This window comes from Lysinibacillus sp. GJ-1, from assembly GCF_021166035.1.
Classification (GTDB): Bacteria; Bacillota; Bacilli; order Bacillales_A; family Planococcaceae; genus Lysinibacillus; species Lysinibacillus sphaericus.
This window is the reverse complement of the sequence record NZ_CP088912.1, coordinates 339,692-366,551: the sequence shown is the minus strand read 5'-3', so window position 1 is coordinate 366,551 and position 26,860 is coordinate 339,692. Positions and strand designations below refer to the sequence as shown.

General features: G+C 36.9%; 20 protein-coding genes, 3 pseudogenes and 1 riboswitch. Of the genes and pseudogenes, 7 read left to right on the top strand and 16 right to left on the bottom strand.

Features of this window, described 5'->3' with window-relative positions; genetic code table 11:
• Positions 1-86 precede the first annotated feature (86 nt).
• The 7 genes from LO754_RS01725 to LO754_RS01695 form a co-directional block, all read right to left on the bottom strand.
• Complete coding sequence (locus LO754_RS01725) at positions 87-1,862, bottom strand: aminopeptidase P family protein (protein ID WP_231785463.1); 1,776 nt, start codon at positions 1,860-1,862, stop codon at positions 87-89.
• Positions 1,855-2,967, bottom strand: coding sequence for an ethanolamine utilization protein EutH (gene eutH / locus LO754_RS01720; protein WP_024362753.1), 1,113 nt, complete (start codon positions 2,965-2,967; stop codon positions 1,855-1,857). Before eutH ends, LO754_RS01725 begins: the two co-directional genes overlap by 8 nt.
• Before the next feature lie 58 nt (positions 2,968-3,025).
• Positions 3,026-3,583 carry a helix-turn-helix domain-containing protein gene (locus LO754_RS01715; RefSeq protein ID WP_231785462.1) on the bottom strand — a complete coding sequence of 186 codons (558 nt, stop codon included), beginning with the start codon at positions 3,581-3,583 and terminating at the stop codon, positions 3,026-3,028.
• Positions 3,584-3,804: 221 nt separating this feature from the next.
• Complete coding sequence (locus tag LO754_RS01710; RefSeq protein ID WP_024362751.1) at positions 3,805-4,767, bottom strand: 2-hydroxyacid dehydrogenase; 963 nt, start codon at positions 4,765-4,767, stop codon at positions 3,805-3,807.
• A gap of 409 nt (positions 4,768-5,176) precedes the next feature.
• Positions 5,177-6,469: a globin-coupled sensor protein gene (locus LO754_RS01705; RefSeq protein ID WP_024362750.1), complete on the bottom strand. Its 1,293-nt coding sequence runs from the start codon at positions 6,467-6,469 to the stop codon at positions 5,177-5,179.
• A gap of 321 nt (positions 6,470-6,790) precedes the next feature.
• On the bottom strand, positions 6,791-7,624 hold the full coding sequence (locus LO754_RS01700; protein WP_024362749.1) for an undecaprenyl-diphosphate phosphatase: 834 nt from the start codon (positions 7,622-7,624) through the stop codon (positions 6,791-6,793).
• A 230-nt stretch (positions 7,625-7,854) separates the two neighbouring features.
• Positions 7,855-8,934, bottom strand: coding sequence for a metallophosphoesterase (locus LO754_RS01695; RefSeq protein ID WP_231785461.1), 1,080 nt, complete (start codon positions 8,932-8,934; stop codon positions 7,855-7,857).
• 158 nt (positions 8,935-9,092) lie between these two features.
• Here LO754_RS01695 and LO754_RS01690 point away from each other — a divergent pair.
• Positions 9,093-10,236: pseudogene (locus LO754_RS01690) on the top strand (acyl-CoA dehydrogenase family protein).
• 520 nt (positions 10,237-10,756) lie between these two features.
• On the opposite strand, the gene LO754_RS01685 reads toward LO754_RS01690, so the two are convergent.
• The 4 genes and pseudogenes from LO754_RS01685 to LO754_RS01670 form a co-directional block, all read right to left on the bottom strand.
• Positions 10,757-12,943 carry a sensor histidine kinase gene (locus tag LO754_RS01685; protein ID WP_231785460.1) on the bottom strand — a complete coding sequence of 729 codons (2,187 nt, stop codon included), beginning with the start codon at positions 12,941-12,943 and terminating at the stop codon, positions 10,757-10,759.
• Positions 12,944-12,958: 15 nt separating this feature from the next.
• Positions 12,959-13,114, bottom strand: coding sequence for a hypothetical protein (locus LO754_RS01680; RefSeq protein WP_162832719.1), 156 nt, complete (start codon positions 13,112-13,114; stop codon positions 12,959-12,961).
• On the bottom strand, positions 13,092-13,784 hold the full coding sequence (locus LO754_RS01675) for a response regulator transcription factor (protein ID WP_024362745.1): 693 nt from the start codon (positions 13,782-13,784) through the stop codon (positions 13,092-13,094). The genes LO754_RS01680 and LO754_RS01675 overlap by 23 nt, the downstream gene beginning before the upstream one ends.
• Before the next feature lie 101 nt (positions 13,785-13,885).
• Positions 13,886-14,741: pseudogene (locus LO754_RS01670) on the bottom strand (DMT family transporter).
• Positions 14,742-14,895: 154 nt separating this feature from the next.
• On the opposite strand from LO754_RS01670, the gene LO754_RS01665 reads away from it, so the two are divergent.
• The gene (locus LO754_RS01665) at positions 14,896-15,126 is read left to right on the top strand and encodes a MerR family transcriptional regulator (RefSeq protein ID WP_024362743.1); all 231 of its coding nucleotides are present in this window, start codon (positions 14,896-14,898) and stop codon (positions 15,124-15,126) included.
• Between the two features lie 61 nt (positions 15,127-15,187).
• On the opposite strand, the gene LO754_RS01660 is transcribed toward LO754_RS01665, so the two are convergent.
• From LO754_RS01660 to LO754_RS01650, 3 genes are all read right to left on the bottom strand, one after another.
• Positions 15,188-16,174: a homoserine dehydrogenase gene (locus LO754_RS01660; RefSeq protein WP_024362742.1), complete on the bottom strand. Its 987-nt coding sequence runs from the start codon at positions 16,172-16,174 to the stop codon at positions 15,188-15,190.
• Positions 16,175-16,585: 411 nt separating this feature from the next.
• The gene (locus tag LO754_RS01655) at positions 16,586-16,972 is read right to left on the bottom strand and encodes a hypothetical protein (protein ID WP_231785459.1); all 387 of its coding nucleotides are present in this window, start codon (positions 16,970-16,972) and stop codon (positions 16,586-16,588) included.
• Between the two features lie 398 nt (positions 16,973-17,370).
• Positions 17,371-18,672, bottom strand: a complete 1,302-nt coding sequence (locus LO754_RS01650; protein ID WP_024362740.1) for an O-acetylhomoserine aminocarboxypropyltransferase/cysteine synthase family protein — start codon at positions 18,670-18,672, stop codon at positions 17,371-17,373.
• A 113-nt stretch (positions 18,673-18,785) separates the two neighbouring features.
• Positions 18,786-18,899, bottom strand: a riboswitch (SAM riboswitch).
• Between the two features lie 155 nt (positions 18,900-19,054).
• On the opposite strand from LO754_RS01650, the gene LO754_RS01645 reads away from it, so the two are divergent.
• Complete coding sequence (locus LO754_RS01645) at positions 19,055-19,684, top strand: glycerol-3-phosphate acyltransferase (protein WP_024362739.1); 630 nt, start codon at positions 19,055-19,057, stop codon at positions 19,682-19,684.
• Positions 19,685-19,744: 60 nt separating this feature from the next.
• Here LO754_RS01645 and scpC read toward each other — a convergent pair whose 3' ends face one another.
• Entirely contained in the window at positions 19,745-21,265 is a 1,521-nt protein-coding gene (gene scpC / locus LO754_RS01640) for a succinyl-CoA:acetate CoA-transferase ScpC (RefSeq protein WP_231785458.1), read from the bottom strand.
• Between the two features lie 308 nt (positions 21,266-21,573).
• On the opposite strand from scpC, the gene chrR reads away from it, so the two are divergent.
• Together chrR and LO754_RS01630 are read left to right on the top strand one after the other, a co-directional pair.
• A complete protein-coding gene (chrR, locus tag LO754_RS01635; RefSeq protein WP_024362737.1) occupies positions 21,574-22,305 on the top strand; it encodes a class II chromate reductase ChrR in 732 nt (243 codons plus the stop codon).
• 201 nt (positions 22,306-22,506) lie between these two features.
• A complete protein-coding gene (locus tag LO754_RS01630) occupies positions 22,507-22,932 on the top strand; it encodes a hypothetical protein (protein ID WP_025218501.1) in 426 nt (141 codons plus the stop codon).
• A gap of 47 nt (positions 22,933-22,979) precedes the next feature.
• Here the strand turns inward: LO754_RS01630 and LO754_RS01625 are convergent.
• Positions 22,980-24,659, bottom strand: a pseudogene (locus LO754_RS01625) (hypothetical protein).
• A 190-nt stretch (positions 24,660-24,849) separates the two neighbouring features.
• Here LO754_RS01625 and LO754_RS01620 point away from each other — a divergent pair.
• Together LO754_RS01620 and pepT are read left to right on the top strand one after the other, a co-directional pair.
• Positions 24,850-25,500 (top strand): lysoplasmalogenase, encoded by a 651-nt coding sequence (locus tag LO754_RS01620; protein WP_024362734.1) that lies wholly within the window; start codon positions 24,850-24,852, stop codon positions 25,498-25,500.
• Between the two features lie 71 nt (positions 25,501-25,571).
• Positions 25,572-26,801 (top strand): peptidase T, encoded by a 1,230-nt coding sequence (gene pepT / locus LO754_RS01615; RefSeq protein WP_231785457.1) that lies wholly within the window; start codon positions 25,572-25,574, stop codon positions 26,799-26,801.
• Positions 26,802-26,860 lie beyond the last annotated feature (59 nt).

The window sequence follows — 26,860 nt, the reverse complement described above, 5'->3', positions numbered from 1 at the left end:
AGTCGCCACCTCGCTACCATCAACTAGTTTTCACTATGTTTTATCATTGCATGGTGATTGGATAGCGTTTTATCCGCTAAACTTTTTTATATCGCTTTTGTTTCTTCCCTTAGCCATACTTGTTCTTCTTCGTTTAAATAAGGAGCTAGCGTAGTGAATACCTCTTGATGGTAATGATTTAGCCATTGCTTTTCACTTTCTGTTAACATGTCTTGATTGATACCTGCTAAATCAATAGGACAATACGTTACTGCTTCAAACTTCATAAATTGACCAAATTCTGTTTTCTCATCTTCTACTACTGACATCATATTTTCAATTCGAATGCCATACTTACCTTCAAGGTAAATTCCCGGTTCATTCGTAATAATCATGCCTTTTTCTAATGGCACATGATTGGTATGGCGGATGCTTTGTGGCCCTTCATGAACATTCAAGAAAAAACCTACACCATGGCCTATGCCACATTTATAATCCAAGCCATACTGCCAAATTGGTTGTCTTGCTAAAACATCTAAATTAGCTCCTGTTGCACCGTACAAAAATTTCACTGAGCTTAATGCAATAAACCCTTTTAACACTAAAGTAAAATCTCTTTTTTGTTCATCCGTAAGACTCCCTAAAACAATTGTCCGTGTAATATCTGTTGTTCCATCATAATACTGTCCGCCTGAATCAATTAAAAATAGACCTTCATTTTTCAGCGTATATTGTGTTTCTTTATTAGCTTTATAATGCATCATCGCAGCATGGTCTTGATAACCTGCAATCGTATCGAAGCTAGGCCCTACAAATCCTTCTTGCTCTCTTCTGAAATTTTCTAATCTTTCTTCTGCAGCAATCTCTGTAACTTCTTCTTTATCTACAACGTGTTTTAACCATTTTATAAATTTCACCATAGCTAAACCATCTTTTATTTCACACCATTTTAGATTTTTTATTTCCACCTCATTCTTAATCGCTTTTAAGTTAGTCGTCATGTTAGGACTTTCAATTTTCGTTACATGACTGTTAATGGCATTATACAATCTAATATTGGTTTTATTTGTATCTAGACTAACAGTATCTCCGCCCGAAAGGTTTGCTAAAAAAGTTTCAATTTCATGGTACTCCCTTAACGCAATACCTTCCCCCTCCAGTTCTGATTTCAGCGCAGTAGGGACCTTGCAAGAATCAATAAATAAATAACATGTATGTTCTGCTACGATGACATTCGCTATAGCCACTGGATTGTTCGGTACATCTGCTCCTCTAATATTCAATAGCCATGCAATATCATCAAGAGAAGTTAAAATATAATAATTCGCTCCTTGATTTTTCATTTCTGCCCTTACTTCATCTAATTTCTCCGAACGTGATTTTCCAGCATAGTTGACGTCATGACTAAAAATCGTTCCTTTAGGAATTTCTGGTCTATCTCCCCATAACTCACCAATTAAATCTTGATTCATTTTGAATAAGATTGCCTTCGCTTTTAAATCTTTTACCATACTTCTAACCATATCAATTGAAAAAACATTTCCATCAAAGCCAACATTGCTGCCTTCTTCAAGAACCTCTGCTAGCCATTCTGTATAAGAAGGCACCCCTGGATCCATCATTCTAAATAATCTAATACCTGAGTTTTCAAGTTGCTTGTCAGCTTGAATATAATATCTGCCATCTGTCCATAAACCGGCATCATTTAAAGTAATGACTACCGTCCCTGCCGACCCTGTAAAACCTGATAGCCATTCTCTACCTTTCCAATGTTCTGCTACATATTCTCCTTGATGTGCATCAAAACTTGGAATGATATAAGCATCCAGTTGATGTTTTACCATGAGCTCTCTTAACTTTTTGACTCTATCTCTACTATTCATTACGAATACCTCCATTTTCCTTTACATGCATTTTTTTATTTTCACGATCATACAGCCATAAGACCAATGCTATACTAATAGACCCTGCAGTCAGTTTTGCTACTATAAACGCACCTAGCATTTCCGGAGCTACTTCTGATACAAAACCAAATTGACCCCCAAATACAAATGCTCCACTTACGCCAAAAGCCGTACATACCACTTTTCCTTTAGGGTTCATATCCTTATATGTTCCAAATATTAATAGATTACTAGCTAAATTTCCGAGAAGGCCCGCTACTGACACAGCATTTATGCCAACTTTCTCTCCTAATGCTTTAAAACTTTTTTGGAAAATTCCACTTAGCATAGCTAGCATCGGATATGCTCCCGCTAAAATAAATGCAATTTTTCCTACTATAATAATCGATTCAGATAGCGGTGCTAATCCTGAAACAAGCTTTACACCAAATATCACGTCAATGCCTTGGAATAGTAATCCAACAGTACTTAACGTCACTATAAACTTTCCAAATAGATTAAAAGCTTTTATAAAAACATGTGGAGCCTTGAGTAATCCGACCCCTAACATAATAGTAAAAACAAATATAGGAACCAGATTCCATACAAGTAGAATGATATTTATTTTTTGCCATAAGCCTGCTACAAGACATCCAATTGGTATAGTAATAATGCCAATTAGCACACCTTTAGCAAAATATTTTTCATCCTCTTTAGCAAGCATCCCTAACGCAACAGGTATTGAAAAACTAACGGTAGCTCCTAAAGTAGATGCAATAATAATTCCTGAAAATGCTCCCATCTCATTTGACAAAGCAAGCTTTTCAGCCATTTGAAAGCCTCCCATATCGACAGCTAGAAATGCTGCTGGAATAATGGAAGGGTCCAGATGAAATACTTTACTTATTGGACTAATTTGAGCGGATAAAAAATTTGTTAATACAGGTGCTAAAGACAGTATTCCTATCATACCAAGCCCCAATGCCCCCATCGTTTTTATGCCTTCCTCAAATTTTTTGCCCAATTTCAAATGATTACCAGTAATATAATCAATCCCACCGATTACAAAAAAAGAACCAATTAGGTATAATACAAATTTATCCATTCCCATTATCACTTTCTATAAGCTTTATTACTGCTCGCTAGCTGTAGTGTACATCCTACTATTTGAAAAGATAATTAGGTGTGTTAACAGCGATAAGCTTAACCTTTTTATTAGTGTAATTCGCCCAATTGTGAGAGATAGTTGAGTCCATATGAACACAATCACCAGGATACACTTCATGTCGATTACCATTTATGTAAACGGTTAATATACCTTCTAAAACGTAAATAAACTCTTCGCCCTCATGCGTATAAGATAAAATTTCTTCATCTTGCTTTTGCGGTAGAATTTCGATAAGCCTTGGAACAAGTTGTTTATTTTCCAAGTTGGTGCTTAAACTATACTTAATAAATCTACCTTCTACGGCTTCCATTATTTCTTGCTCATAACTCCTTAAAACGATATCTTTCCGCTTATGTGGATAATCAAAAAAATATGTTAAATGGACTCCCAATATTGTAGCTAGCTTTTCAAGTGAATCGACTGCTATCGTCGTAAGTCCCCTCTCTAATTGAGACAAAAACCCAACAGATAGTTCGCTTCTTTCACTTAACTCTTTCAAAGTAATACCTTTGTCCGTCCTCAATTTTTTTATTTCCATCCCTATATTCATCATCTCACCCCTATTTTTCATATTTGTGAATAATATAATATATATCAATCTTATTCGCAATAAATTGTGAAATAAATTCATAATAATGAAATTCATCTTCTAGCATTTCATTAAATATCCCATATAGTGTCTGCACTATCAATCTATAGGCACAAAAAAAGGCGCTTGATCCATTTAGATCTGCGCCTAGATTTATTTACTTTCTATGAGCCAAGCTCCATTCGTTAATCGATTCTATTTGAAAGTGGCTTACCCTGCCCATATGCCATTAGTGCATTGACATTAAGCATTAGCATAGCTGTTCTTGTCTTTAAAGATGCACTACCAATATGCGGTAATACAACAACATTTGGTAGGGTTAATAGTGGATGATCCAATGCAACTGGTTCCTGTTCAAAAACATCTAGACCAGCAGCCCATAGCTTGCCATTTTTCAAGGTGTTATAAAGGGCATTCTCGTCAATAATACCACCACGAGACGCGTTAATTAATACCGCATCTTCCTGCATTAAGGCAAGCTCCTTTGCACCAATTAAACCGACCGTATCTTTATTATAGGGTGTCATAATCACAACAAAATCAGATTTTGTTAAAAGCTCTTCAAGTGATGCATAGCAAAACCCATACATTTCTTCTGCTTCATGGCGACGTCTACGGTTATGATATAAAACTTTCATATCAAAACCTTTTGCTCGTCTTGCAACAGCCTGCCCAATCCGCCCCATTCCGATTATTCCAATTGTTGCGCCTGATACATCTTTTCCAACTAATTGCATAGGGTACCAGCTTTGCCATTTACCTTCACGTAAATAACGCTCGCTTTCTGGTATTCTACGTGCTGTAGCTAGCAATAAACCGAATACTAAATCAGCCGTCGTATTAGTTAACACACCAGGAGTGTTTGTTGCCATAATGCCTCTTTTACGTAATGCTGGCACATCAATATTATTAAAGCCCACTGCTAAATTTGTCACAAGTTTTAAATTGGGGGCGTGTGAAAGCAATTCCTCATCGACTTGATCCGCTATCGTTACCCACAAAACTTCACAGTTTGCAACGGCTGCTAAAAGTTTTGCGCGAGGTATAACGGTCTCCTCTTCCTCCCATTGTTCAATATCATAATGCTCCTCTAAAGGCTCGACAAACTGAGCCGGGAATTTACGTGTAATAAACAATTTCTTTTTCATCATCCAACACCCCTTATTCGTTTCCCCATTTTGCCTATAGCGTAACACTAATATGGGAAGGTCACAAGCAAGCTTTTACATTGATTTTCCCCACTAGATCCCTTTTTAAAAAGCGTTTTATTACTTTTTCATTCCATCCTTCTTTTTAGTAAATCTATCCTTCTGTTCAGGCATTCTATCCGTTCGCTTCAAAAATATTCCATCTAAATTCCGACAGTTCTAGGCAAAAAAATCCCTTTTGTTGTACCTAGCTCAAAATAATATTAAAAGGCATCAAGTAGTTGAACTTAATACCTTTAGTCATGTTTATGCTTTTTTATAGAAAATGAATTTTATATCCAATTGTTAATTGTAGTAAAATGCGGTGATTGTGCTACTTTTAACGAGCAGCAAAATGCTACGTGTTCCGTTAGAAATCTTTAATGGTCGTATCTAGACGACTCGCAACTCGTTCTAATTCCTCGGAAGATTCTCCAATGGATTCAATGACATTCGCCAATTCCGTTATTTGACTTCCGACATTTTGAAAGTTGACAATAGAGCCTTCCACCGAGCCGGATATTGCGTCAAAGGCTTTTAATGAATTCAAGTTTTGCTCGATACTATTATTAACAAGCACTTGAATTTCTTGAATGGCTTGTACAACGTGTTTTGTAATCCCATTGGACATACCGATTAACTCCGCAATTTGCTCTACAGATTCTTTCGTTTGGTCTGCCAGCTTACGCACCTCATCTGCGACAACTGCAAAACCTTTTCCATGTTCTCCAGCTCTTGCAGCTTCAATTGCTGAATTCAATGCTAGTAAATTGGTTTGTCCAGAAATGTTTTTGACCATTTCAATAACATTATTTATTTTTGAAGAGGAATGATTGAGTTCCTCCACCATCATTGCCATTTCAATCGTTTTATCATTGATTTTGCCTGTTTGCTCATTTAACAATACGATTTTCGAATAGCCTTCAGATGAAACCTTTTGCATCATTTTAGCCTCATCGATACTGTCTTTTAAGTATGCATTCACTTGCTTTGTGCTAGAAATAAGCTCCATTACTGACTCATTTGTCTCATGTGACTGTGCCTCTAATTGCGTCGAAATCCCACCCACTATATCCTTTACATGTGTCCGGACACTCATTCGTTGCTCTTCTATTAAAGAATTGGAGTAGTTATTATATTCTTCTAGTACAATCTGTTGTTCGAAATTACACATTTTACTTACTGCATCACAATACTTCTCTTCTTCTTCTTTAGACAAATATAAATTATAAACAGTCTTGCGCAAAGATTTTTCTAAGTTTTGAAACGCAGCTAAATACCATTTGGGATATAAGTTAATTTTTACATGCATCTTGCCTACATTTCGCCTTTTTTCTATAAAGGCATTATCTATTCTTCCTTCAAACATTTCAATTATATGGTGGCGAAGTGTTTGGCGAAGGCGTTCACTCGAACTGTACTTTTGAATAACATCCCGTAAAGTCGGTACACTCTCAACAGCCTTATAAAATGTTTCAACAATATCCACAACATTTTGTTCGATATAAGGCTTTAAACTTTTTATTAACTGCAAGTCCTGTTTTGTGAGATTGACAAGGTGTAACTGTAGCAAACGTTCCTGATCTTGAATAATTACACCTGTATTTGACACATCATTCATAACAATTGTATTTTGCTTAGGTCTATTTCTAAATTGAAACATCTCTCCACCCCATAAATTAAAATATTATGTCTATTCTTTTTGAATGTTAAAACCTATTAGCTAAAATAAGTATTATGACCTTTTCTATTATTGATTATAAAGTGTATGTAATAATAGTTACAATAGTTCGGTAAATTTTATCTACTATACCACGATTTTACACTAATTTCACCCTTTTTATATATCCTTATACCTAATAAATTTTATATATATTATTATCAATTTGACAATAATAATGTTTAAGTAGTACTTATTCTAAATAAAAAGTTGTAAAATCAAAAAAAAGCCACTCATTGTTGTGACAAATGAGTGACTTTTTAATTACATAAATATAATAACACTAAGAATTGCTGCTAACACTAAACGATAGATTGCAAATGGCATTAGTTTTACTTTTGAAATAAGTGCCAAGAAAAACTTAATGGATAATAATGCGAATACAAATGAACTGATAAAACCAACTACATAAAACCCTAAATAATCCATTGAAAGCGTATCCCAGTTTTTCAATACTGATACAAGACTGGCACCTGCCATTATAGGAACTGCCATAATAAATGTAAAATCAGCAGCTACACGGTGACTAATCCCAAAAAGAACCCCACCTGAAATTGTTGCACCTGAACGAGAGAATCCTGGCCATAACGATAAGCACTGTACTAAACCAACTTTAAACGCCATGCCATAAGAAATCTCATCTAATGAATTAACTTTTGGTCTTCTTGGAGCCAATTTATCAGCCGCAATCATTAAAATTGACCCTGCAACTAATGCATAAATAACATGCTCTACTTTAAATAAATGGTCATCAATAAAATCTTTAAAAGCAAAACCTAGCACTACTGCTGGTAACATACCAACAATCACGTGCATTAAGTTAAAACGACCCGTCATCGATTTTGACTGTCCATCAATATTATAGAGACCAACTAGACTTAGCATACGCTTCCACATGACCACGATAACCGCTAAAATTGACCCTAGCTGAACAACAATTTTAAACGTATTAGCTGGATACTTTCCTAAAAACTCTTCTGTCTTCAACCACATATCATCGACAATAATCATATGACCTGTAGATGATACTGGTGCAAACTCTGTCATTCCTTCGACAAAGCCTAAAATAAGTGCCTTTAATAATTCTATTATCTCCACATTGTCACCTTACCTTTTAACGTTATTCTACTTTTGTTCTACGCGGGGGAATCAGAGCTTCCGCAACATAAAGAAATGCCACAAATGATAAAAAGGCTCTGTGTACGTTCCATTGACAATCACCTAGACTACATTCTTTTGTGCCCACGATATTTGAAAGACTTAGCTTTAAGCGATTTTTGCGCACACCAACTTATTATAAGCTACTCCTTTTTCTTATACTACCTCTTTTACTGAAAAGTAATATCAACTACCCATAGCTCAGAGCGACTGCCGATGCGCATTGGTGGTCCCCAAAATCCAAAGCCCGATGAAACAAGTGTATGCATTTGTCCCTTCAGCTTATAACCATAATCTAGTTCAAATACACGTGCCGTAATATACTGATTCGGCCATAGCTGCCCTTTATGTGTATGTCCAGACATATGAAGGTTTACCCCTGTACGCGCAGGTGTTGTCAAATCATCTGGTGTATGATTCATAACAAACCAAGGCAACTGGTCGCTCAATTTCAAAGCTTCAAGATGTTTCCTTTCTTTATTCGTTTTATCTTCTTGGCCTATTATTATAAACGCATTGTTCACTCGAATTGTTTCATCTCGCAAAATTTTAACACCAGCTTTTTTCATTTCTTCTACAAATTCGGGAATTTTCTTTCCGTAATATTCGTGATTACCAAGTACTCCAAACACACCATAAGTCGCTGTTAGCTGTTTCATTACTTCAGCCATTCCCTCTTGAACAAACCATTTTGGATCATCATCCACAATATCTCCTGCTAAAAAAACCACATCTGGCTCCGCTTCATTTGATAACTTAACAAAACGTTGTAAATGCTTTTTGTTTGATAGCACGCCTAAATGAAAATCCGATGCAACGACAACACGCATCGAGGATAGCTCACTATCCTTTTGAGGCATTACAATATTTAAATGCCGGACAACTGGAGAGTATGCAAAATAAGAACCGAAAACCCATAATATAAAGAACATAGCAACTGCTAAACTACCAATTATGCGAATATTATGAAATGGTGTTAGCCACATTACAAGCTGTACAGTTAAACATAATAACAAGCCATATTCAAATATAAACATCCAATAGTTACCGATAACTGAAAATACGCGTAAAGACTCATGTAGCCTGCCGATAATAATGCTAAAAGAAACAATATAAAGTATGAGCCAATAAAAAATGGGATAGTGAAACCAATTCATTGCGTCAAGCCATTGCTTGATGCCCCAGCCCAAATAGAAAGTTAAAGCGCTATATATACTTATAACAACAAATCCTACAACAATTTTTGCCATATAGTAGTCCTCTTCTTTCATATATTCATTGTGATTATAGCATTCCATATAAGAATCGTATTTTTAAAAGCACTTTTATTTTGCACTGTATTTCAGTAACATTATAGATGTACTAGAAAATTTTTGCATAAACGAGCTAATAAAGGGGTGTTGTCTCAATGGGGAAGTACAAATTTGAATCAACTGAGCATGAGTTATTCCGTAAAACATTACGTAAGTTTTTAGCTGAAGAAGCAGAGGTACACTATGATCAATGGGAAAAAGATCACCTTATTCCACTAGAGTTTTGGCACAAGCTCGGACAATTAGGTTATTTATGTCCTCAAGTTGAAGAAGCGTACGGTAGGGTTAGATTTCAGCTTTGGTGTTATTATTCAAGAGGAGTTAGAACGCGTAGGTTCAAGCCTGATTGGTGTCGGTTTGCATAATGATATCGTTGTGCCGTATATCGAGGCATATGGAAGCGCTGCGCAAAAATCGCGTTGGCTTCCAAAATGTGTAACAGGCGAGACGATTACTGCGATTGCTATGACTGAACCAGGAACAGGCTCCGATTTAGCCAATATCCAAACAACGGCTATTCGCGATGGCGATCATTTTATTGTCAATGGTCAAAAGACTTTTATCACAAATGGTATTCATGCAAATTTAGTGGTGGTTGCCGTAAAAACAAATCCTCATGCAGAGAAAAAGCATCGAGGTATTAGCCTTATCGTGATTGAGGAAGGAACACCAGGCTTTACAAAGGGACGCAAACTTGAAAAAGTAGGAATGCATGCACAAGATACAGCTGAACTATTTTTTGAAGATTGCCGTGTCCCAGTAGAAAATTTACTCGGGGAGGAAGGAAAAGGCTTCACCTATATGATGGAAAAGCTCCAACAAGAGCGTCTAGCTGTTGCAATTGCTGCCCAATCAGCAGCAGAAGATATGCTTGCTTTGACGGTTGATTATGTGAAATCACGTCAAGCTTTTGGAAAATCCATTAGTGACTTCCAAAATACGCAATTTAAAATTGCTGAAATGGCCACTAAAATAGAACTTGGCAAAACTTTTTTAGAATCCTTAATTGAAGAGCATATTGCAGGTCAAGATGTTGTGACAAAGGTCTCTATGGCGAAATACTGGATTACCGAAAATGCACGCGACATAGCAGCCCAATGTATGCAGTTACACGGTGGCTATGGCTATATGGAAGAATATAAAATTGCAAGACGTTATCGTGATATACCCGTAATGTCAATCTACGCAGGCACAAATGAAGTAATGAAAATGATAATTGCCAAAAATATAGGCTTATAAAAGCATTGTCGCTCCGAGCCAATGTGACTAGGACAAAAGGAAAAAGTGTTAGATTGCTTTAGTCAATCTAACACTTTTTTTGCTATGCCGTTGTTGTCCGCTTTGGCGGTGCTTTCCGTTCAGCGTAGGGCCGCACCCCTCACTAACACACGTCGAGCAATCCTTCACTATAATCAATAAAGCTTCTCTCATATGAGTGGATATTTTACCAACACAGCTCCTTTAGCAACGTATTTCTCCAAAGTATTTGTTATCGCAGACGCTTTGAAGGCGAGGGAGTTTAATGTCACCGTAACATTTTTTAGCATAGGAGGAGGATAGGATAACTAGCAAGTTTACTAGTTGATTGGAGTGGAAGATGCGACACTCCTTCAGGAACAGCACGAGCTGAAAATCCATTTTTTGTGGCGCATGCTACAAAAATTAGTTGACGCAGTGCCTGCGGAAAGGGAGCGCTTAGAACGGAAATCAACGCTTTACCAAAATTTAAGCAGCGGCAAATAGATATGCCGCTGCTTTTTTATACTGCTGGAATTCGTACAATTACTTTAAATAAATCTCCATCTACTTCTATACTCATACGCGCTCCGTGTAAATCAACAATAGATTGCGCAATGGCTAAACCTAAGCCTGAGCCTTCTGTATGACGCGATGCATCGGCTCGCTTAAAGCGTTCAAACAATTCATCAGCATTTTCGCTTATTTCATATTTCGCAACATTTTTCACCGTGAATTCAGCATCACCATTTGCCACTCTTTTTAACGTAACATAGACACGTGTACCTTCTAGTGCATATTTCAATACATTGACGATTAAATTATCAATCAATCTCCACCATTTTTGCCCGTCCACATAAGCGTAAATCGGCTCATTCGGCATTGTCATACGCAAGTCTAAGCGTGCCTGTGATAAATCCTCTTCATGCTCTCCAACTGCTTGCTGTACAAGCTGTGTGACATCCACACGACTTCGATGGAGCTCAATATTGCCACTCGCCATTTTGGATACTTCAAACAAATCCTCGATTAGCACTTTTAAACGGTCTGATTTTTTATCGAGAATATGAATATACTGCTTACGCTCCTCTTCCGTAATATCTGGATTTTTCAATAAATCCGTATACGTAATGATTGAAGTTAAAGGCGTACGTAAATCATGGCTAACGTTTGTAATAAGCTCTGTTTTTAAGCGTTCACTCTTTGCCTGCTCATGCATTGATGTACGAACACCTTCACGTAAGTGATTAAGATTTTCGGCATGAGCTGCTAATGGGGATTTCCCCTTCACTTTTACATCTCGATTAAGTCGCCCTTCTGCCATATCCTTTGTATCTTTCATAATGCGATTTAAATAGCCCATTTTAGATAGGAAGACAACCATTGCTGGGATACCAACAATCCCACAGATGCCGAATACCATAACCGGAAATCCTCCGCCCATAGAAACACTTGCAACAAAACTACCACCACCAAAAAAGGCAGCTGCGACCATGACAATCGAGTTTAGTGCGATTGATCGATTTAAAAATAAATCAGTCATGGATTCTCCAATTCCCCATAAATAACTGTCTTGTGCATGTTCACTTAGCTTTTCAACAGTATTAACGCGACCATATAACCAAATAACTTGCACGAAAAACGCAACACCAATAATGATCAAAATCAATGCTTTAAAAGCAAAGTCAATTAAAAAACGCACATAATTGTATTGATACATATATTCAATTGCTTCAAATGCAGCATATGAAGAAAACCAATAGATACAACCTGTAATAAACAATATGACAATTTGGATATCAATGCGAAACTTCGCTAGAGATTCTTTTTCTTTTAGTGCCCCAATCGTTGGTAGCAATTCTTTCCGCCCTTTCCAAACAAAGAATGCCGCGATAAGACTTGATATCCAAATCATAAAGAACATATATTGATTGCGTTTAAATCGGTCATAGCCTTCCATAATTGCTGCGGATTGGGCTGCTTTTTTAGAAATCGTAATCGTCCCAGTGTAATCAGTCATTTCATTTAATACGTCGGATTCGATGTATACATCTGAACCGTATAATAAATTACTTGAATTGTTACTAATACTACCTGTTCTTATTGGCGGTTCTATATATGTTTTTTTGTATACATTACTGTCAGTAATATTTCCTGAACGATAGGTTTCACCATTTTCATCTGTTAATTCATAAGAAAAATAATTATAATTTTTTGCGAAATCTTTTGCTTCATCTTTTACAGATTTTATATATTTATCAATAAGCGCGCCCTTTTGCGCCACAATTTTCTTACGAACATATTCATCATCTTCAAAGTTTTTCGTAATATCTTTTATTTTGGCATCTTGCTCATTTTCAAGCTTTGTCTTTAAATCATTGGCATTATTATCAGCTGCTTCTTGAATACGAGACTCATATTGACTTTTTATATTGTCGATTTGCGTGCCGAGTGAGCCATAATAATTTCGATGTTCCTCAATTTCATTTTGCGAAACTGTAATCTTGCTCTTCAATTCCTCTGCGGTTGGTATATTTAACGCGAGCGGTCCTATTTCTGCTAGGAAATTGTCCAGTTCATGTTGAAATTTTTCAGATTGAAAATAAGATTTCCCTACATACTGATAACCAATTTTTGAAAATGTAAACACACCGAATATAAACCACGTTAAACAAATAATTGTAAGAAGAGGTTTCCAATTTTTCATCATGTTTTTAACGCTCCTCTAAAAAATTTTTTCAAAAAACTGTAGCATTTCGGAGGAGCGAGCATTGACCATTTGATAGGCATAAATACCGAAATAAATTAGACCGATTACACCTGCCACAAACCCTGCTATCGTGGCATACTTTTCTATTTTATTTTTCCATTTTATAGCCAACGCCCCACACCACCTTTAAGTAACGTGGATTTTTCGGATCCGCTTCAATTTTTTCCCGTATTTTTCGAATGTGGACTGCTACAATATTTTCTGCATTATAAGCTTCCTCATTCCAGACACGTTCATAAATTTCTCGAATCGAAAACACACGCCCTGCATTTTTCATTAATAATTCTGTAATTTTGTATTCAATGGGTGTTAAGCGAACTGGTTCGCCTTCTAACACTACTTCCTTGGCATCTTCATCTAGCACTAAACCATCAATTTCCACCTTCGCAACCCCGTCATGATACGTCCCAAGTTGTACATAACGACGCAATTGTGATTTAACACGCGCCAACAGCTCTAGTGGATGAAATGGCTTTGTTACGTAGTCATCTGCCCCAACAGATAACCCATGAATCTTGTCTCCATCTTCAGCTTTTGCACTAAGCATAATAATTGGAATATTGCGTTCTGCTCGTATTTTAAACGTTGCAGTGATACCATCCATATTGGGCATCATAATATCTAAAATAATCAAATGGACTTCATTGTTTTCCAGCTTTTCAATCGCTTCCACACCATCTGCTGCCTTAATAACATGATAGCCTTCATTTTTTAAGTAAATTTCAATACCATCACGAATATCTTGATCATCATCTGTTACAAGAACTGTTAACTTCGTCATGATATACACCTCGCTCTCAATTAATAGTGTACAGTTTAAATCTTAAAAACCAACTAGGATAAAAATGAAGAATTTCTTAAGCTTTTACCTATTGTTTATCCTTATTTATTTTTTCTTCCAGTCAATGTTAGAACCACAATTCCTCCAAGCAACATGGCTACACCTACCCAAGATGTTGAACTTAGATGTTCTCCAACTAGCAATACCCCGAGCATAGCGGCAGTCAATGGCTCTGCAAGTGACAACGTTACAGCAGAGGACGAGCTAATTTTCTGGAGCCCACTTAAAAATAATAAATACGCTATGCTTGTACACATAACGCCCATAAAAATCATTGTCCATAAATTTTGCATCTCTGCAAGCCAGCTAAAGCCACTACTGATGGAAAACGGTAATAACAATACTGCACAAATCGAAAATGTCATCGCCACTGCAGGCAATGCTTCCTGCTGCGCCATTAATTGTTTACTCATATTTGTGTACACGGCAAAAGATAATCCTGCACAAACAGCTAGCCCAGCCCCGCCTAAATGAATAGCACGATCTCCACTATTGATGAATAATAAAATACAACCTGTAATCGTCATGATTGTGGCAATACCCCATATTTTAGAGGGGCGTGTTTTCCAAAATAACCACTCTAGTACGCCTGAAAACATTGGAGCACTCCCAATTGTCACAACGGTTCCAATCGCTACACCTGTTAAACGGATGGAAGTAAAAAAGACCTTGGAATAAGGCAATACTTGCTACTAATATTGTCCATTTCCAGGACCATGTCCGAAAAGAGATTTTGCGTATTAACACGGCTACGACTAATAATAAACCCCCTCCAATTGCTGAACGAATCGTCGCTACAGCGATGGGAGATACACCTTTATCTAAAAAAGTTTGTGCTGTCCCTGTCATTCCCCATAAAATAGCTGCTAGAAGAACAAAAAAATATGGATAGACCATTGCTTATCCCTCCTGCCTATAACACGATTACTACTAACTATACAGATTTATCCAAAATCAAACAATTCCCAATTTCCTTTCCTTACATTAATCCATCATTATGCTTTCCATTCGAGAGAAGGTATAATAGGTACATCAAAAGGAGCGACCGCTTATGTATAAAACTATTGAAGAAACAGCCATTGATCTTGGCATGCCAGAGGAGCAAGTACTACGACTTGTTTATGAAGGACGCATCCGTTCCATATATGATGGTCATCAATTACTAATTAACAGTGCACAATTTAGCACCTATTTTGAACAACTAGAACGGATAAAAGAAGAAATAGAAATTTGGCGTAACACACCCATTCCTGAAGATATCGACGTTAAAGATGAAGACTAAAGACTAAAAGTGCCAGTCACCCAAACAATTCAAAATTGTTTGAGTGACTGGCACCACATACTTAAATACTTACAACGAACCCAGCGCGTTTACCGATAATTTCAGCGTAGTCTTCCACCATCACGCTTGCTGTTGGATACATGCCTGCACCTGGTCCTACCAATGTTAATGTACCAATATAGTTTGTTTCTAGCGCAACCGCATTATTAACATCATCTACTGGATAAAGTGGATGCTCTTTATCTACTAGTTGTGGCCCGACTTTTGCCACCACTTTACCGTTCGCTAATTTCTCCACTTCGGCTACATGGCGATAACGTAAGCCTTTTTCACAAGCATCTTTCACCTGTTCAGCAGAGATACAGTCAATACCAATTACTTCAACATCAGCCCAATCTGGTTGTTCACCAAATGCTAAAGCACTTAAAATCATTAGCTTTTTAAAAGCATCTTGACCAGACACATCATTATAAGGATCTGCTTCTGCATACCCTAAGTTTTGTGCTTCTTTTAAGGCTTTCTCGAAGGACCAGCCTTGCGCACGCATTTTTGTTAAAATATAGTTTGAAGTGCCATTCAAAATACCTTGAATTCGACTCACATCATTTACAAGCAAAATATTTTTCATCGTTTTGATAACAGGCACACCACCTGCTGTAGTTGCTTCAAAGCCAACGAAAACACCATTTGCCTTTGCAAGCTCCTGTAACTCTAAGCCACGTTTGGCAAACATCACTTTGTTCGCTGTAATCACATGACATTTATGTTCAACCGCACGCTTTAAATAGCCAAATGCCGGCTCTTCATTGACAATCGCTTCGAATACAACTTGCATGCCAGGCTCTGCTAACACTTCATCCATACTCGTTGTCATTAAGTGAGCTGTGCCCGGAACACGTTCACGACTAGCATCCGTTACTAATATTTTTGCTACTTCTAACTCAATGCCTAATTTATGTTTTAGCTCTTCACGCTTTTCATTTAAAATATGATAAATCCCTTGACCTACAGTTCCAAATCCTAAGATCGCTGCCTTTATAGTTGCCATACTTGATTCCCTCCAACGTACATTTCTCCAGTTTTCTCTCTATATAAAGTTTGTGCCTACAAGCACATATTCAAATAATTCAAAATTTAACCTAAAGAAAATTGTAACGCAAATAAATCCATTGCACAAGAAAAATCTTTCTAGGATGGACATTTGTTTTCTCTAGGCGTGCAAAAGAAATCGGTTTCATTGCCTTTATTATACGTTTTTTTTATAAATCTATAATTTTTGAACAACTATTGACGATTCTTTTATAAAAAAAAATGCCTTTCTTCTATTATATATGTACGAAGATACTACCTATAGAATGGCTGTCTTGAAAAGTCGAAACAAATTCAACAAATAACTTAGCACAACAAAAAGCTCATTCCCTATAGCAGTAGAGAATGAGCTAAAAATTATAAGGGAAAGTTAACTTGCCAGTAAAAATAATCGATAACGATATTGTGCTAAAGCTGATTGTACTAGTTTGATTTCTTCCTGTGTAAAGTTCGGTATGGCATATGTGCGCTCAATTAGTTGAAATGACCCGTATTGTAAGTAATACTCTGTCGCAGGTAGCGCGATATGGTCTGTACCATGAACTTTATACTCTTCAAAAACTTCTTTTACTGTATAGCCTTCTTCTTTAGCATATACGATTTCTTCAAAAGCACTATGTCCAAAGGTTTGTTGCCATTTTGATTCAACTGTCGAAAGTAAGTATTGAATGAGTATATTATTTACAAAATGATGGCTTTCATTTAATTCATATATAAGATAAGCAGTTACATTTTGTGCACGATAAATATTTGCCATTGATAACACTCCTTTTTCGATCAGTTATGGAAAGCGAGAGTAGCTACTGGCTATGTAGCTACCCCCTTTCATGTATATATTCAAAAGTGGGGGAGCACTTATGAAAACAAGTTAGTTGTTTTCGCCTAATGAATGGCGGTGAAAGTTTAGTAACATCAACACTTTGTTCAAGGTTGGTAGCCTTTCGAACGTTTTACTTAATCCCTAGTATACAGCATGGTATTAACCAAGTCAACAATACTTATAAAATTACTAGGTATTATTTATAAAAAATTTCTGAAAACTCACCAAATGAGGTAAGGATTAATGTAGCAACGTTATACGCATTACCAAATGAGGCTTTTCGAATGAGAAAATACGTAAACGCTACAACATACATCTTTGTTTATCTAAATAGGTTATGCTTCTACTTTTTGTTCAGTAGTTGTTACTTGCGCAATAGCTTGTTCTAAATCTGCAATAATATCCTCAACTGCCTCTAAACCGATTGATAAGCGAATGAGCGACTCGGAAACGCCAGTTTGGATTAATTCCTCAGCAGATAACTGTTGATGAGTTGTAGACGCTGGGTGAATAATTAGTGATTTTGCATCGCCTACATTTGCTACGTGTGAAAATAATTTTACGCTGTCTATTAATTGACGGCCTGCTTCTCGTCCACCTTTAATGCCAAATGTAAGCACTGAACCGAAGCCATTTTTCAAATATTTCTTCGCTAAATCATGTGTAGCAAAATCTTCTAATCCATTATAGTTTACATACTCCACAGATGGGTGGTTACGTAAATATTCTGCAACTGCTAATGCATTTTCATTATGTTTAGGAATACGCAAATGAAGCGTTTCTAAACCTTGTAATAAGTTAAATGCAGCATCTGCACTTAATGTTGGTCCAAAATCACGTAGTAATTGCACGCGCAGTTTTGTGGCAAATGCAGCCGCTGCCGTATCAATACCGTATCGTAATCCATGATAAGATGCATCAGGTTCTGTAAATCCTGGGAATCTACCTTGAGTCCAATCAAATTTCCCCGCATCCACAACTACACCACCTAAAGTTGTACCGTGACCGCCAATCCATTTTGTCGCTGAGTGAACGACGATATCTGCACCGAAGTCGATTGGTGTTGAGCCATATGGTGAAGCAAAAGTGCTATCAATAATTAAAGGTAAACCGTTGTCATGTGCAATTGTAGCTACTGCCTCTACATCTAGCACTTTTAAGCTTGGGTTTCCGTAAATTTCAGCGAACACTGCTTTTGTCTTTTCATTAATGGCAGATCGGAAATTTTCAGGATTTGTTTCATCTACGAAAATTGTTTTAATACCGTAGTTTGGTAGTGTATTTGCTAATAAGTTATATGTTCCTCCGTATAAAGAACTTGCTGCTACGATTTCATCCCCTGCTCCTGCAAGATTTAAAATTGAAAATGCGATAGCTGCTGCACCTGATGAAAGTGCTACTGCTGCTGTACCGCCCTCCAATAAAGCGACGCGTTTTTCAAAAACATCTACAGTTGGGTTTGTAATACGTGTATAAATATTGCCCGCTTCTTCTAATGCGAAAAGACGTTGCGCATGAGCAGTGTCTTTAAATACGAAAGCTGTAGAACGGTACACCGGTACAGTTCGAGAGCCTGTCACTGGGTCTGGCTCTTGGCCACCGTGTAATAGTAAAGTTTCTGGTTTAAAATTCGACATGTTTTCTTCCTCCTAAATGGGTTTTTACGATGGTACCGGAGATGAGGAGGATTTATGTGAGAAAACAAAAACCCCCTTCAGTTAAGAAGAGGGTTGCGGTTGCAAGTTTTCCTCCCTTATCTGCCAGATCCAAGTAAGAATCTGTAGGAATTAGCACCTTAGCAAGTTCGTCACTCACTGGTTGCCGGGCATCATAGGGCCTATACCTCCGCCGCTCTTGATAAGAGTATGTGATTCAATTTCCATCGTTGTTACACAGTATAAACATAGACTTTTTTTCTGTCAACAGTAAAATTTATTTTTTTCTGAAACTTCTGTCTGCTCCTTTACGTAATAAGAACACATACACTATATAAAAATGTAGTTTGAAAGGAGTATTTTTATGGTAAAAGCCATGATTATTTTTATTATTATTGGTTATCTAATCGGCTGTATTCATGGCTCTAAAGTGGCACAGTTTCTATCTGGAGTAGATTTAAAAAAGACTGGTCATGGCAATGCGGGTGCCTCAAACGCAACGCTTTCTCTTGGATGGAAATACGGCATATTAGTAGCACTTATTGATATAGGTAAAGGCGTTGCTGCCGTACTATGCGCACTTTACTACTTTACCTCCAATGCTTCACAATTTACTGAAGTACAAATGTGGTTATTAACCTATGCTATAGCTGCTAGTGTAATACTAGGTCATAACTTCCCGTTCCATATGGGCTTCAAAGGCGGTAAAGGAACTGCATCAATCATAGGCATATTGCTCGCTATTGATTGGAAAATTGCATTATTTGCACTTATGTTATTTGTCATTTTATCTTTAACAACAAATTATTTAATCATTGGTGTGCTTGTATTTTATATTGTTTTTTGTACAGCAACTTACTTATGGATACCTGGTATTGGACCAACAATGATTGCAATTGTTCTTTTTGGTATCGCGCTTATGTTGCATATTGAAAATATTAAACGGCTTATCCAAGGGACAGAGCCTAAAGTAACATCTGCCTTTAAAAAATAAACTTAAACAAATTAAAGCCTTGAGAGACAACAAACAAACTCTCAAGGCTTTTTTATATCATTATTTTGCAAATGATGGATCTTGCATTGTACCGTTCTTAGCTAAATTGACATGCCAAGAAAGCGCTTTTTCTAAAATATGTGGTGTATGGTGGCCGCCTGTTGCCTCGTTCGCTTCGTTAAAGTACGCCCATAATTGTTCCTTATAATCTGGATGCGCACAGTTTTCAATAATACGACCTACACGCTCTTTCGGCGCTAAACCACGCAAGTCTGCAACACCTTGTTCTGTGACAATAATATCTACATCATGTTCTGTATGGTCTGCATGCGAAACCATTGGTACGATACTAGAAATTTTACCGCCTTTTGCATACGATTTCGTCACAAAAATACCTAACCGTGCATTACGAGCAAAATCACCAGAACCACCAATCCCATTCATCATTCGTGTGCCAGAAACATGAGTTGAATTTACATTACCATAAATATCTAGCTCAAGCGCTGTATTTACAGAAATTAAACCGAGTCGACGGATAATTTCCGGATGATTAGAAATTTCCTGTGGACGTAATACTAATTTATCAGCATATTTTTCAAAATTTCCATAAACACGGTTTCCTACCTCTTCCGATAGGGTAATAGAAGTAGCAGATGCAAAGCTTACTTTTCCAGCATCCATTAATTCAAAAACAGCATCTTGCAGTACTTCTGAATAAACTTCTAAATTCTCAAACTCGGAATCTTTGAAACCTAGTAATACAGCATTTGCTACTGAGCCTACACCTGATTGTAACGGGCGTAAACTTGTTGTTAAACGACCTACTTTAATCTCTTCGCGCAGGAAGTTCAGCAAATGATTTGCCATAATATCTGTTTCTTCATCAGCTGGAACAATTGTTGATGGCGCATCTAAAATATCTGAAATAACAATACCTTTTACTTTATCTAAGTCTAGTGGAATGCCAATTGTGCCAAGACGATCTGACGCATTTAGCATTGGAATTGGATCACGTTTACCTTGTGGTCCTGGTACAAAAATATCATGCACACCTTCTAATGCATCAAGCTGGGCTACGTTTAGCTCGATGATTACTTGATCTGCTTCTTGTACGAAAATCGGAGAGTTACCAACTGAAGTTGTAGGAATTAATAAGCCATCTTCTGTAATTGCAGCAGCTTCAATAATAGCAAAGTCAATCGGACCAATAATACCTTGGCGTACTAGTTCCGCATTATGTGATAAATGGGCATCAACATAAGTGACTTCTCCACTATTGATCATATTTCGGATACCTGGGTCTCCTTGGAAAGGACCACGTTTGCGAATTACACCCGCTTCGGCTAAGTATTGGTCGACTTCTGGTCCAAGTGATGCACCTGTATATACATCTACTTTGAAGCTTTCTGTTTTCGCTTTCTCCACAAGTGCAAGCGGTACCACTTTCACATCGCCTGCACGTGTAAATCCGCTCATACCAAGTACCATGCCGTCCTTAATCCAAGATGCTGCTTCTTCTGCTGTTACAACTTTGTTTCGTAACTGTTCATTACGAAGCTTTTTTGCTAACTTTTCATCCATTCCTTATTCCTCCATCCCACATTTAATTGCTTCAACTAGATTATTTGTCCTATACATCCGTACACCCACAAATGTCAAAATACAGTAGATAAATAATCTGTCGCCATACATAATTTTACACTAAAGAGAACATTTAAGCTATATCTAACAATATATTTTACTTTACGAGGTATTTTTGTCCTAGCTCAAATTATTTAAAAATAGTTTTTTATAAATGATTTTAAGTTTTTTTATTGAAGTTTATTCGATTTTAGCGAAAAAGCGTGATATGCTCTTGGTATATTTAAGGGGAAAAGGAGAATTTTTAAATGGTGAAAGAATTATTGCGTAACCACTCTTCAGTTCGTATTTACGATGGAAATCCTATTTCTAAAGAAATTATTGAAGATTTAATTGCCACAGCACAGATGGCGGCAACCTCTCACTTTGTACAAGCCTATAGCGTAATTTGGGTAACAGACGAAGCAAAAAAAGAACAGCTCGGTTTGCTCTCTGGCAATCCACGTCAATACGAAACTTCGGGTGGTGCTTTTGTCTTTTGTGTAGACTTTAAACGTCTGCAAATGGCTGGGAAATTAGAAGGTGTTGATATTGTGGCAGACTCGGCTGAAAATGTCCTCGTTGGTGTAGCAGATGTTTCGTTATTCGCACAAAACTTTGTGATTGCTGCTGAATCAATGGGCTATGGCATTTGCTATATTGGGGGTGTACGTAATAAGCCTGAGGAAATTAGCGAATTATTGAATCTACCAGATTATGTATTCCCATTGTTTGGTTTAACAATTGGCGTTCCTGCACGACGCAATGAAGTCAAACCTCGCTTACCAGTAGCTGCTGTCCTACATGAAAATGAGTACAATTGTGATAAATACGAGGAACTTTTACCAGCTTACAATGAAACAATGGAAGCTTATTACAATAGCCGCTCCTCCAATCGTAAAATTGATAACTGGACAAAGCAAATGGCTGATTTTTTAATTGAACAACGTCGTCCTTTTATCAATCGCTTCTTAGCACAGAAAGGTTTTAATTGGAAATGACTTTTTCTTTTGGAGTTACTATCGTATGATAATAACTCCACTTTTTTTATATTTTGAACCCTTTTTTATAGCTTATGTAGTATTTTTGTCTTGAATGGTCTGTTAAATTCAGGTACAAATTAAACGAAAAGACTCTTTCCTTTTCCTACCTTTTCATTAATATTAATAGAAGGACCCTATCTCGAAAGGAGTTATGCAAAAATGTCTTATGTTAATAAGCATCTTGCTCGTACCCTAGAACAACAACATAAGAGAAGCGTAAGAAGTTTATTTTTAAAAATACAAGACTTAAATAACGACTGTGTACTTTTAAGAAAGAGGCTAGAACAACATATTGATATCAAACAATACAAAGAAGCTATTGCCTACGTCGATCAATTCGTTTCCTATACAACCATTTTAAATTTAAAATTTGTCACGAATACGCAGAACCTAGAAGTGGTTGTGCTACACGCACTTTTATTGGAGCATATTATAGAAAGTGAAACATCGTTCTCTTTCGAATATGAAACGAATTTGTTACATGGTTATATTCAAGAGATACTGGCATTAAATGATCATGCCTCTACACTTTTTACAAATCATAAAGAAAAAATGCACCGTTACATTGAAACGCAAACTACATAAAAAAGACGATCAAGCCAACAAAATTCATTGTGCTGATCGTCTTTTGTTTATTGTAACCCTTTAATAATTAGCGAGCGTACTGGTAAAAACTGTTCTCCTGTTTCACCATACGTAATAACTACTTCGTCACCTTCTTGTAAATAAATCGCAAGAGGCTCCGTCTCTGCACTTACTGAATAGTTTTCACCATTATTCAGTAAAAACGATACAATGGTAAAGTCACCTAGGCGTTCCTTATAAACGCGTAGTACTGTTCCACTTGCATTTTTCTCTTCTGCATTCGAACTACCTTCAACCGTACTTCCTCCACGACTAAGCGCTGTTTTATATAATTTCAACGCCTCTTTTGGTGTTGTTGCATAGGCTGAGATTTCAGGATTTGCTGCGGAAACGATAAAATAATTTTGTAAGAAGCCATTCGCATCGAGCACTGCTGTTAACCAACTTGCTTCCCCGTAAAAGTTATACAATACAGGCATTTCTCCTGCCCACTTCTTCTCAATAAATTTCTTTTCAATAATTTGTAGATTTCCTTGTGAATCCATATATGAAGCATCTTGATTTCCTGTATAATATGTCGCTTCACCAGTTCGTGCATTCGTTAATGAATAGCCCAGCATTGAATCCACGCCCTCTTTTGGACTCGTGAAGTCTGTGAAATAGTACATTTCGCCTTCCTCATTAAATATCGGACTTACATTCGATTCAGTCCCTTCATCAGAAGGTAATTTGACATCTTTTTTGCCAAACATACTATTCCAGTAACCATGCACATATTTTCCGTAATAGCTATTTTGTAAACTTACTGTCTCAGGTGAAACAGCTCCATCAATAAATGCTGGAACATCTGCTAATTTCACAATTTCAGATTTACCTGTTAATGCATCTACAAGGACAATCCCTTGTACATCAAAGCCATTTCGAGCAGATATAAACTCCCCGTAGGAACGGATATAGTACGGTTTACCGTCATCATCGATTTCCAGCTGAACATCCCCATAGAAAATAAGGAAAGGATGTTGCAAGCGCATATGACGCTCCAAATTAGCATTTAAATAGGCAGAAGGAACATATTTCATTTCCTGTGCGATAAATTTTGGGTTATCCGCTGAGTCTGTCGCACTCATTGTAAAATAACCAGGTGTCGTTTTGCCGTTCATCCATTTAAAGAAACCTGAAAATTCAACAGGTGCAATATAAACATATTCACCATTTACCTTTTGGATTTGTAAGCGTCCTAGTTCATAATAGCTTGTATTCGGTACTTGGCCGAAAGCTTTTTTCATTTTATTGCGGACGAATTTTGGTGGAACACTCGCTGGCGTTTGTGTTTCATCAAACGGCTTGATTTCAACCTCTTCTTTCATTTCCGCGGATTTGAATTTATCGTTAGCATTCCATAGCGGTGCGGACAATACATACACGCCGACGAATAAGCTTGCTAAAAATAAACCACCTTTCACTTTTCTTTCAATACCACTTGCAAGAAATGCACCACTCAAAGTGAGTAGTATAATCACTGGTCAAAAGACAAGCCAGTTAACATCAATTTTTGTAACATATAGCGTAATACCTGATGCAATAAATCCTATAACAAAGACTCCGATAAAAAAGTAGCCAATTACTTTTTTCGATTGTCCATCTTCACGCTTTTTCGTTATTAACGGTGTTAATAATACACTCGCAATAATTGCAATGACTGCAGAAGCTATCAATAGCTTAGTCATTTCGTTCACCCTCTCCTCACTTACTGTCTTCTTATTTACGGTTACATACTAAAAAAGTTTCAAACATAAATTATACGGACACTTCTTCCCTTCTACTCTTCGGTAAAACAATTCTGAATAATACAGCTTAATGACGAATAAAGGATTTTAAGCATCGATAGAGAATTTCAAAGAAAAGGGGCTGAAAAATTTGGCGAAAAAATGGTTGTTAACGTGTATCATTGTGCTTGGTCTTTATTATATTTTTTTCTTCTCGCATATTGACCAAAATGTAAAACTGATATTCAAGGTCATACCGATGATTTTGATAATCTTTATGGCGATAACCCAAAAAGTACAATCGATTAAAAAATATCAACTATTCATTATTATAGGTCTAGTTTTTTGTATGATAGGAGACTACACATTACAATGGTTTCTTATTGGTCTTACAAGTTTCTTAATCGGTCATGTTTTTTATATCTTCGCCTTTTCAGGTACTAGTGAACAGCCAGTACCAACTTGGGCAAAAATCGGATTACTTCTATATGGTGCCGCAATGACTATCTGGATTGCCAGTACCGTATTTAAATCCGGAGAAACCGTACTTACTTTTGCAGTTCTTGCTTATATTTCTATCATTTTAACGATGGGCTGGACGGCTATTCGTACAGGTTCTCCCTTTGCTATTATTGGCGCTTTATTATTTATCGCATCCGATTCCTATTTAGCGATTAATAAGTTTATCATGCCATTACCTTTTGCGCATGAGGTTATTATGATGACCTATTATAGTGCGCAAATACTTATTGCATTGAGCATCCTTCAATATTCCGAAATCCGAAGTAAAGTGGTACAATGAAAGTGCCTGGCACTCAAACAATTCAGAATTGTTTGAGTGCCAGACACCTACAAAGGAGGCTGCATATACCTATGAAAGAACAAGTAATCGAGCGATTAATTCGCTACGCAAAAATCGATACACAATCCGACTTCACAAGTGAAACTACTCCTTCCACTCAAAAGCAATTTAATTTATTGCATGTATTGAAGGAAGAATTGGCTGCAATCGGCTTAACAGACATTACACTAGATGACAATGGCTATTTATTTGCAACACTTGAAGCAAATACAGATAAAGTAGTTCCCACAATTGGCTTTTTAGCGCATGTGGATACAGCTACAGACTTCACTGGTACAAATGTGAATCCTCAACGCATCGATCACTACGATGGCGGTGACATTCAATTAAACGAAAATTTAATCATGTCTCCAACTGAATTTCCTGAACTAAAAAATTATGTAGGCCTAACGCTAATTACAACAGATGGTACAACATTACTAGGTGCGGACGATAAAGCTGGCATCGCTGAAATAATGACTGCTATGGAATACTTAATAAATAACCCTGCTATTAAGCATGGTAAAATTCGTGTAGCTTTCACACCTGATGAAGAAATTGGTAAGGTCCCACATAAATTTGATGTTGCTGCATTCGGCGCTGACTATGCCTACACAATGGATGGCGGACCACTTGGTGAGCTACAATTTGAAAGCTTTAATGCTGCTGGCGTTAAAGTAACAACAAAAGGGACGAGTGTACACCCAGGTTCAGCGAAAAATAAAATGGTCAACTCTATCACGATGGCAATTGCCTTCCAAAATGAAATGCCTACAGATGCAGTACCTGAAAAAACAGAAGGTTATGAAGGCTTCATCCATTTAATGGACTTCAAAGGAGCTATTGAACATACAGAGCTTTCTTATATTGTACGTGACCATGATCGTCAAAAATTCGAAGAGAAAAAGCAATTAATGCGAGATGCTGCTGCCAAAATACAAGCACAGTTTGGCAAAGATGCACTGACAATTTCTATCGAAGATCAATACTATAATATGGGTGAAAAAATCGAGCCTGTAAAAGAAATTGTTGACATCGCCCGTCAAGCAATGGAAAAATTAGATATTACTCCGAATACATTACCGATTCGCGGTGGTACTGATGGTTCTCAACTTTCCTACATGGGTTTACCTACACCAAATATTTTTGCAGGTGGAGAAAACATGCACGGTAAATTCGAATATGTCTCTGGTGAAACAATGGAAAAAGCAACACAAGTTATTCTTGAAATCGTGCAACTATTTGAACAACAAGGCAAGTAAGTTTAACTTTACTTCGAGCAATAAGAAATATTAAAAAGGAAAGACTTTGTACAAAGTCT

Bases quoted from the DNA above. Each gene is read 5' to 3' on its own strand.
- LO754_RS01725 (WP_231785463.1), bottom strand. From the start codon at position 1,862: ATGAATAGTAGAGATAGAGTCAAAAAGTTAAGAGAGCTCATGGTAAAA.
- eutH (WP_024362753.1), bottom strand. From the start codon at position 2,967: ATGGATAAATTTGTATTATACCTAATTGGTTCTTTTTTTGTAATCGGT.
- LO754_RS01715 (WP_231785462.1), bottom strand. From the start codon at position 3,583: ATGATGAATATAGGGATGGAAATAAAAAAATTGAGGACGGACAAAGGT.
- LO754_RS01710 (WP_024362751.1), bottom strand. From the start codon at position 4,767: ATGAAAAAGAAATTGTTTATTACACGTAAATTCCCGGCTCAGTTTGTC.
- LO754_RS01705 (WP_024362750.1), bottom strand. From the start codon at position 6,469: ATGTTTCAATTTAGAAATAGACCTAAGCAAAATACAATTGTTATGAAT.
- LO754_RS01695 (WP_231785461.1), bottom strand. From the start codon at position 8,934: ATGGCAAAAATTGTTGTAGGATTTGTTGTTATAAGTATATATAGCGCT.
- LO754_RS01685 (WP_231785460.1), bottom strand. From the start codon at position 12,943: ATGATGAAAAATTGGAAACCTCTTCTTACAATTATTTGTTTAACGTGG.
- LO754_RS01675 (WP_024362745.1), bottom strand. From the start codon at position 13,784: ATGACGAAGTTAACAGTTCTTGTAACAGATGATGATCAAGATATTCGT.
- LO754_RS01665 (WP_024362743.1), top strand. From the start codon at position 14,896: ATGTATAAAACTATTGAAGAAACAGCCATTGATCTTGGCATGCCAGAG.
- LO754_RS01660 (WP_024362742.1), bottom strand. From the start codon at position 16,174: ATGGCAACTATAAAGGCAGCGATCTTAGGATTTGGAACTGTAGGTCAA.
- LO754_RS01655 (WP_231785459.1), bottom strand. From the start codon at position 16,972: ATGGCAAATATTTATCGTGCACAAAATGTAACTGCTTATCTTATATAT.
- LO754_RS01650 (WP_024362740.1), bottom strand. From the start codon at position 18,672: ATGTCGAATTTTAAACCAGAAACTTTACTATTACACGGTGGCCAAGAG.
- LO754_RS01645 (WP_024362739.1), top strand. From the start codon at position 19,055: ATGGTAAAAGCCATGATTATTTTTATTATTATTGGTTATCTAATCGGC.
- scpC (WP_231785458.1), bottom strand. From the start codon at position 21,265: ATGGATGAAAAGTTAGCAAAAAAGCTTCGTAATGAACAGTTACGAAAC.
- chrR (WP_024362737.1), top strand. From the start codon at position 21,574: ATGGTGAAAGAATTATTGCGTAACCACTCTTCAGTTCGTATTTACGAT.
- LO754_RS01630 (WP_025218501.1), top strand. From the start codon at position 22,507: ATGTCTTATGTTAATAAGCATCTTGCTCGTACCCTAGAACAACAACAT.
- pepT (WP_231785457.1), top strand. From the start codon at position 25,572: ATGAAAGAACAAGTAATCGAGCGATTAATTCGCTACGCAAAAATCGAT.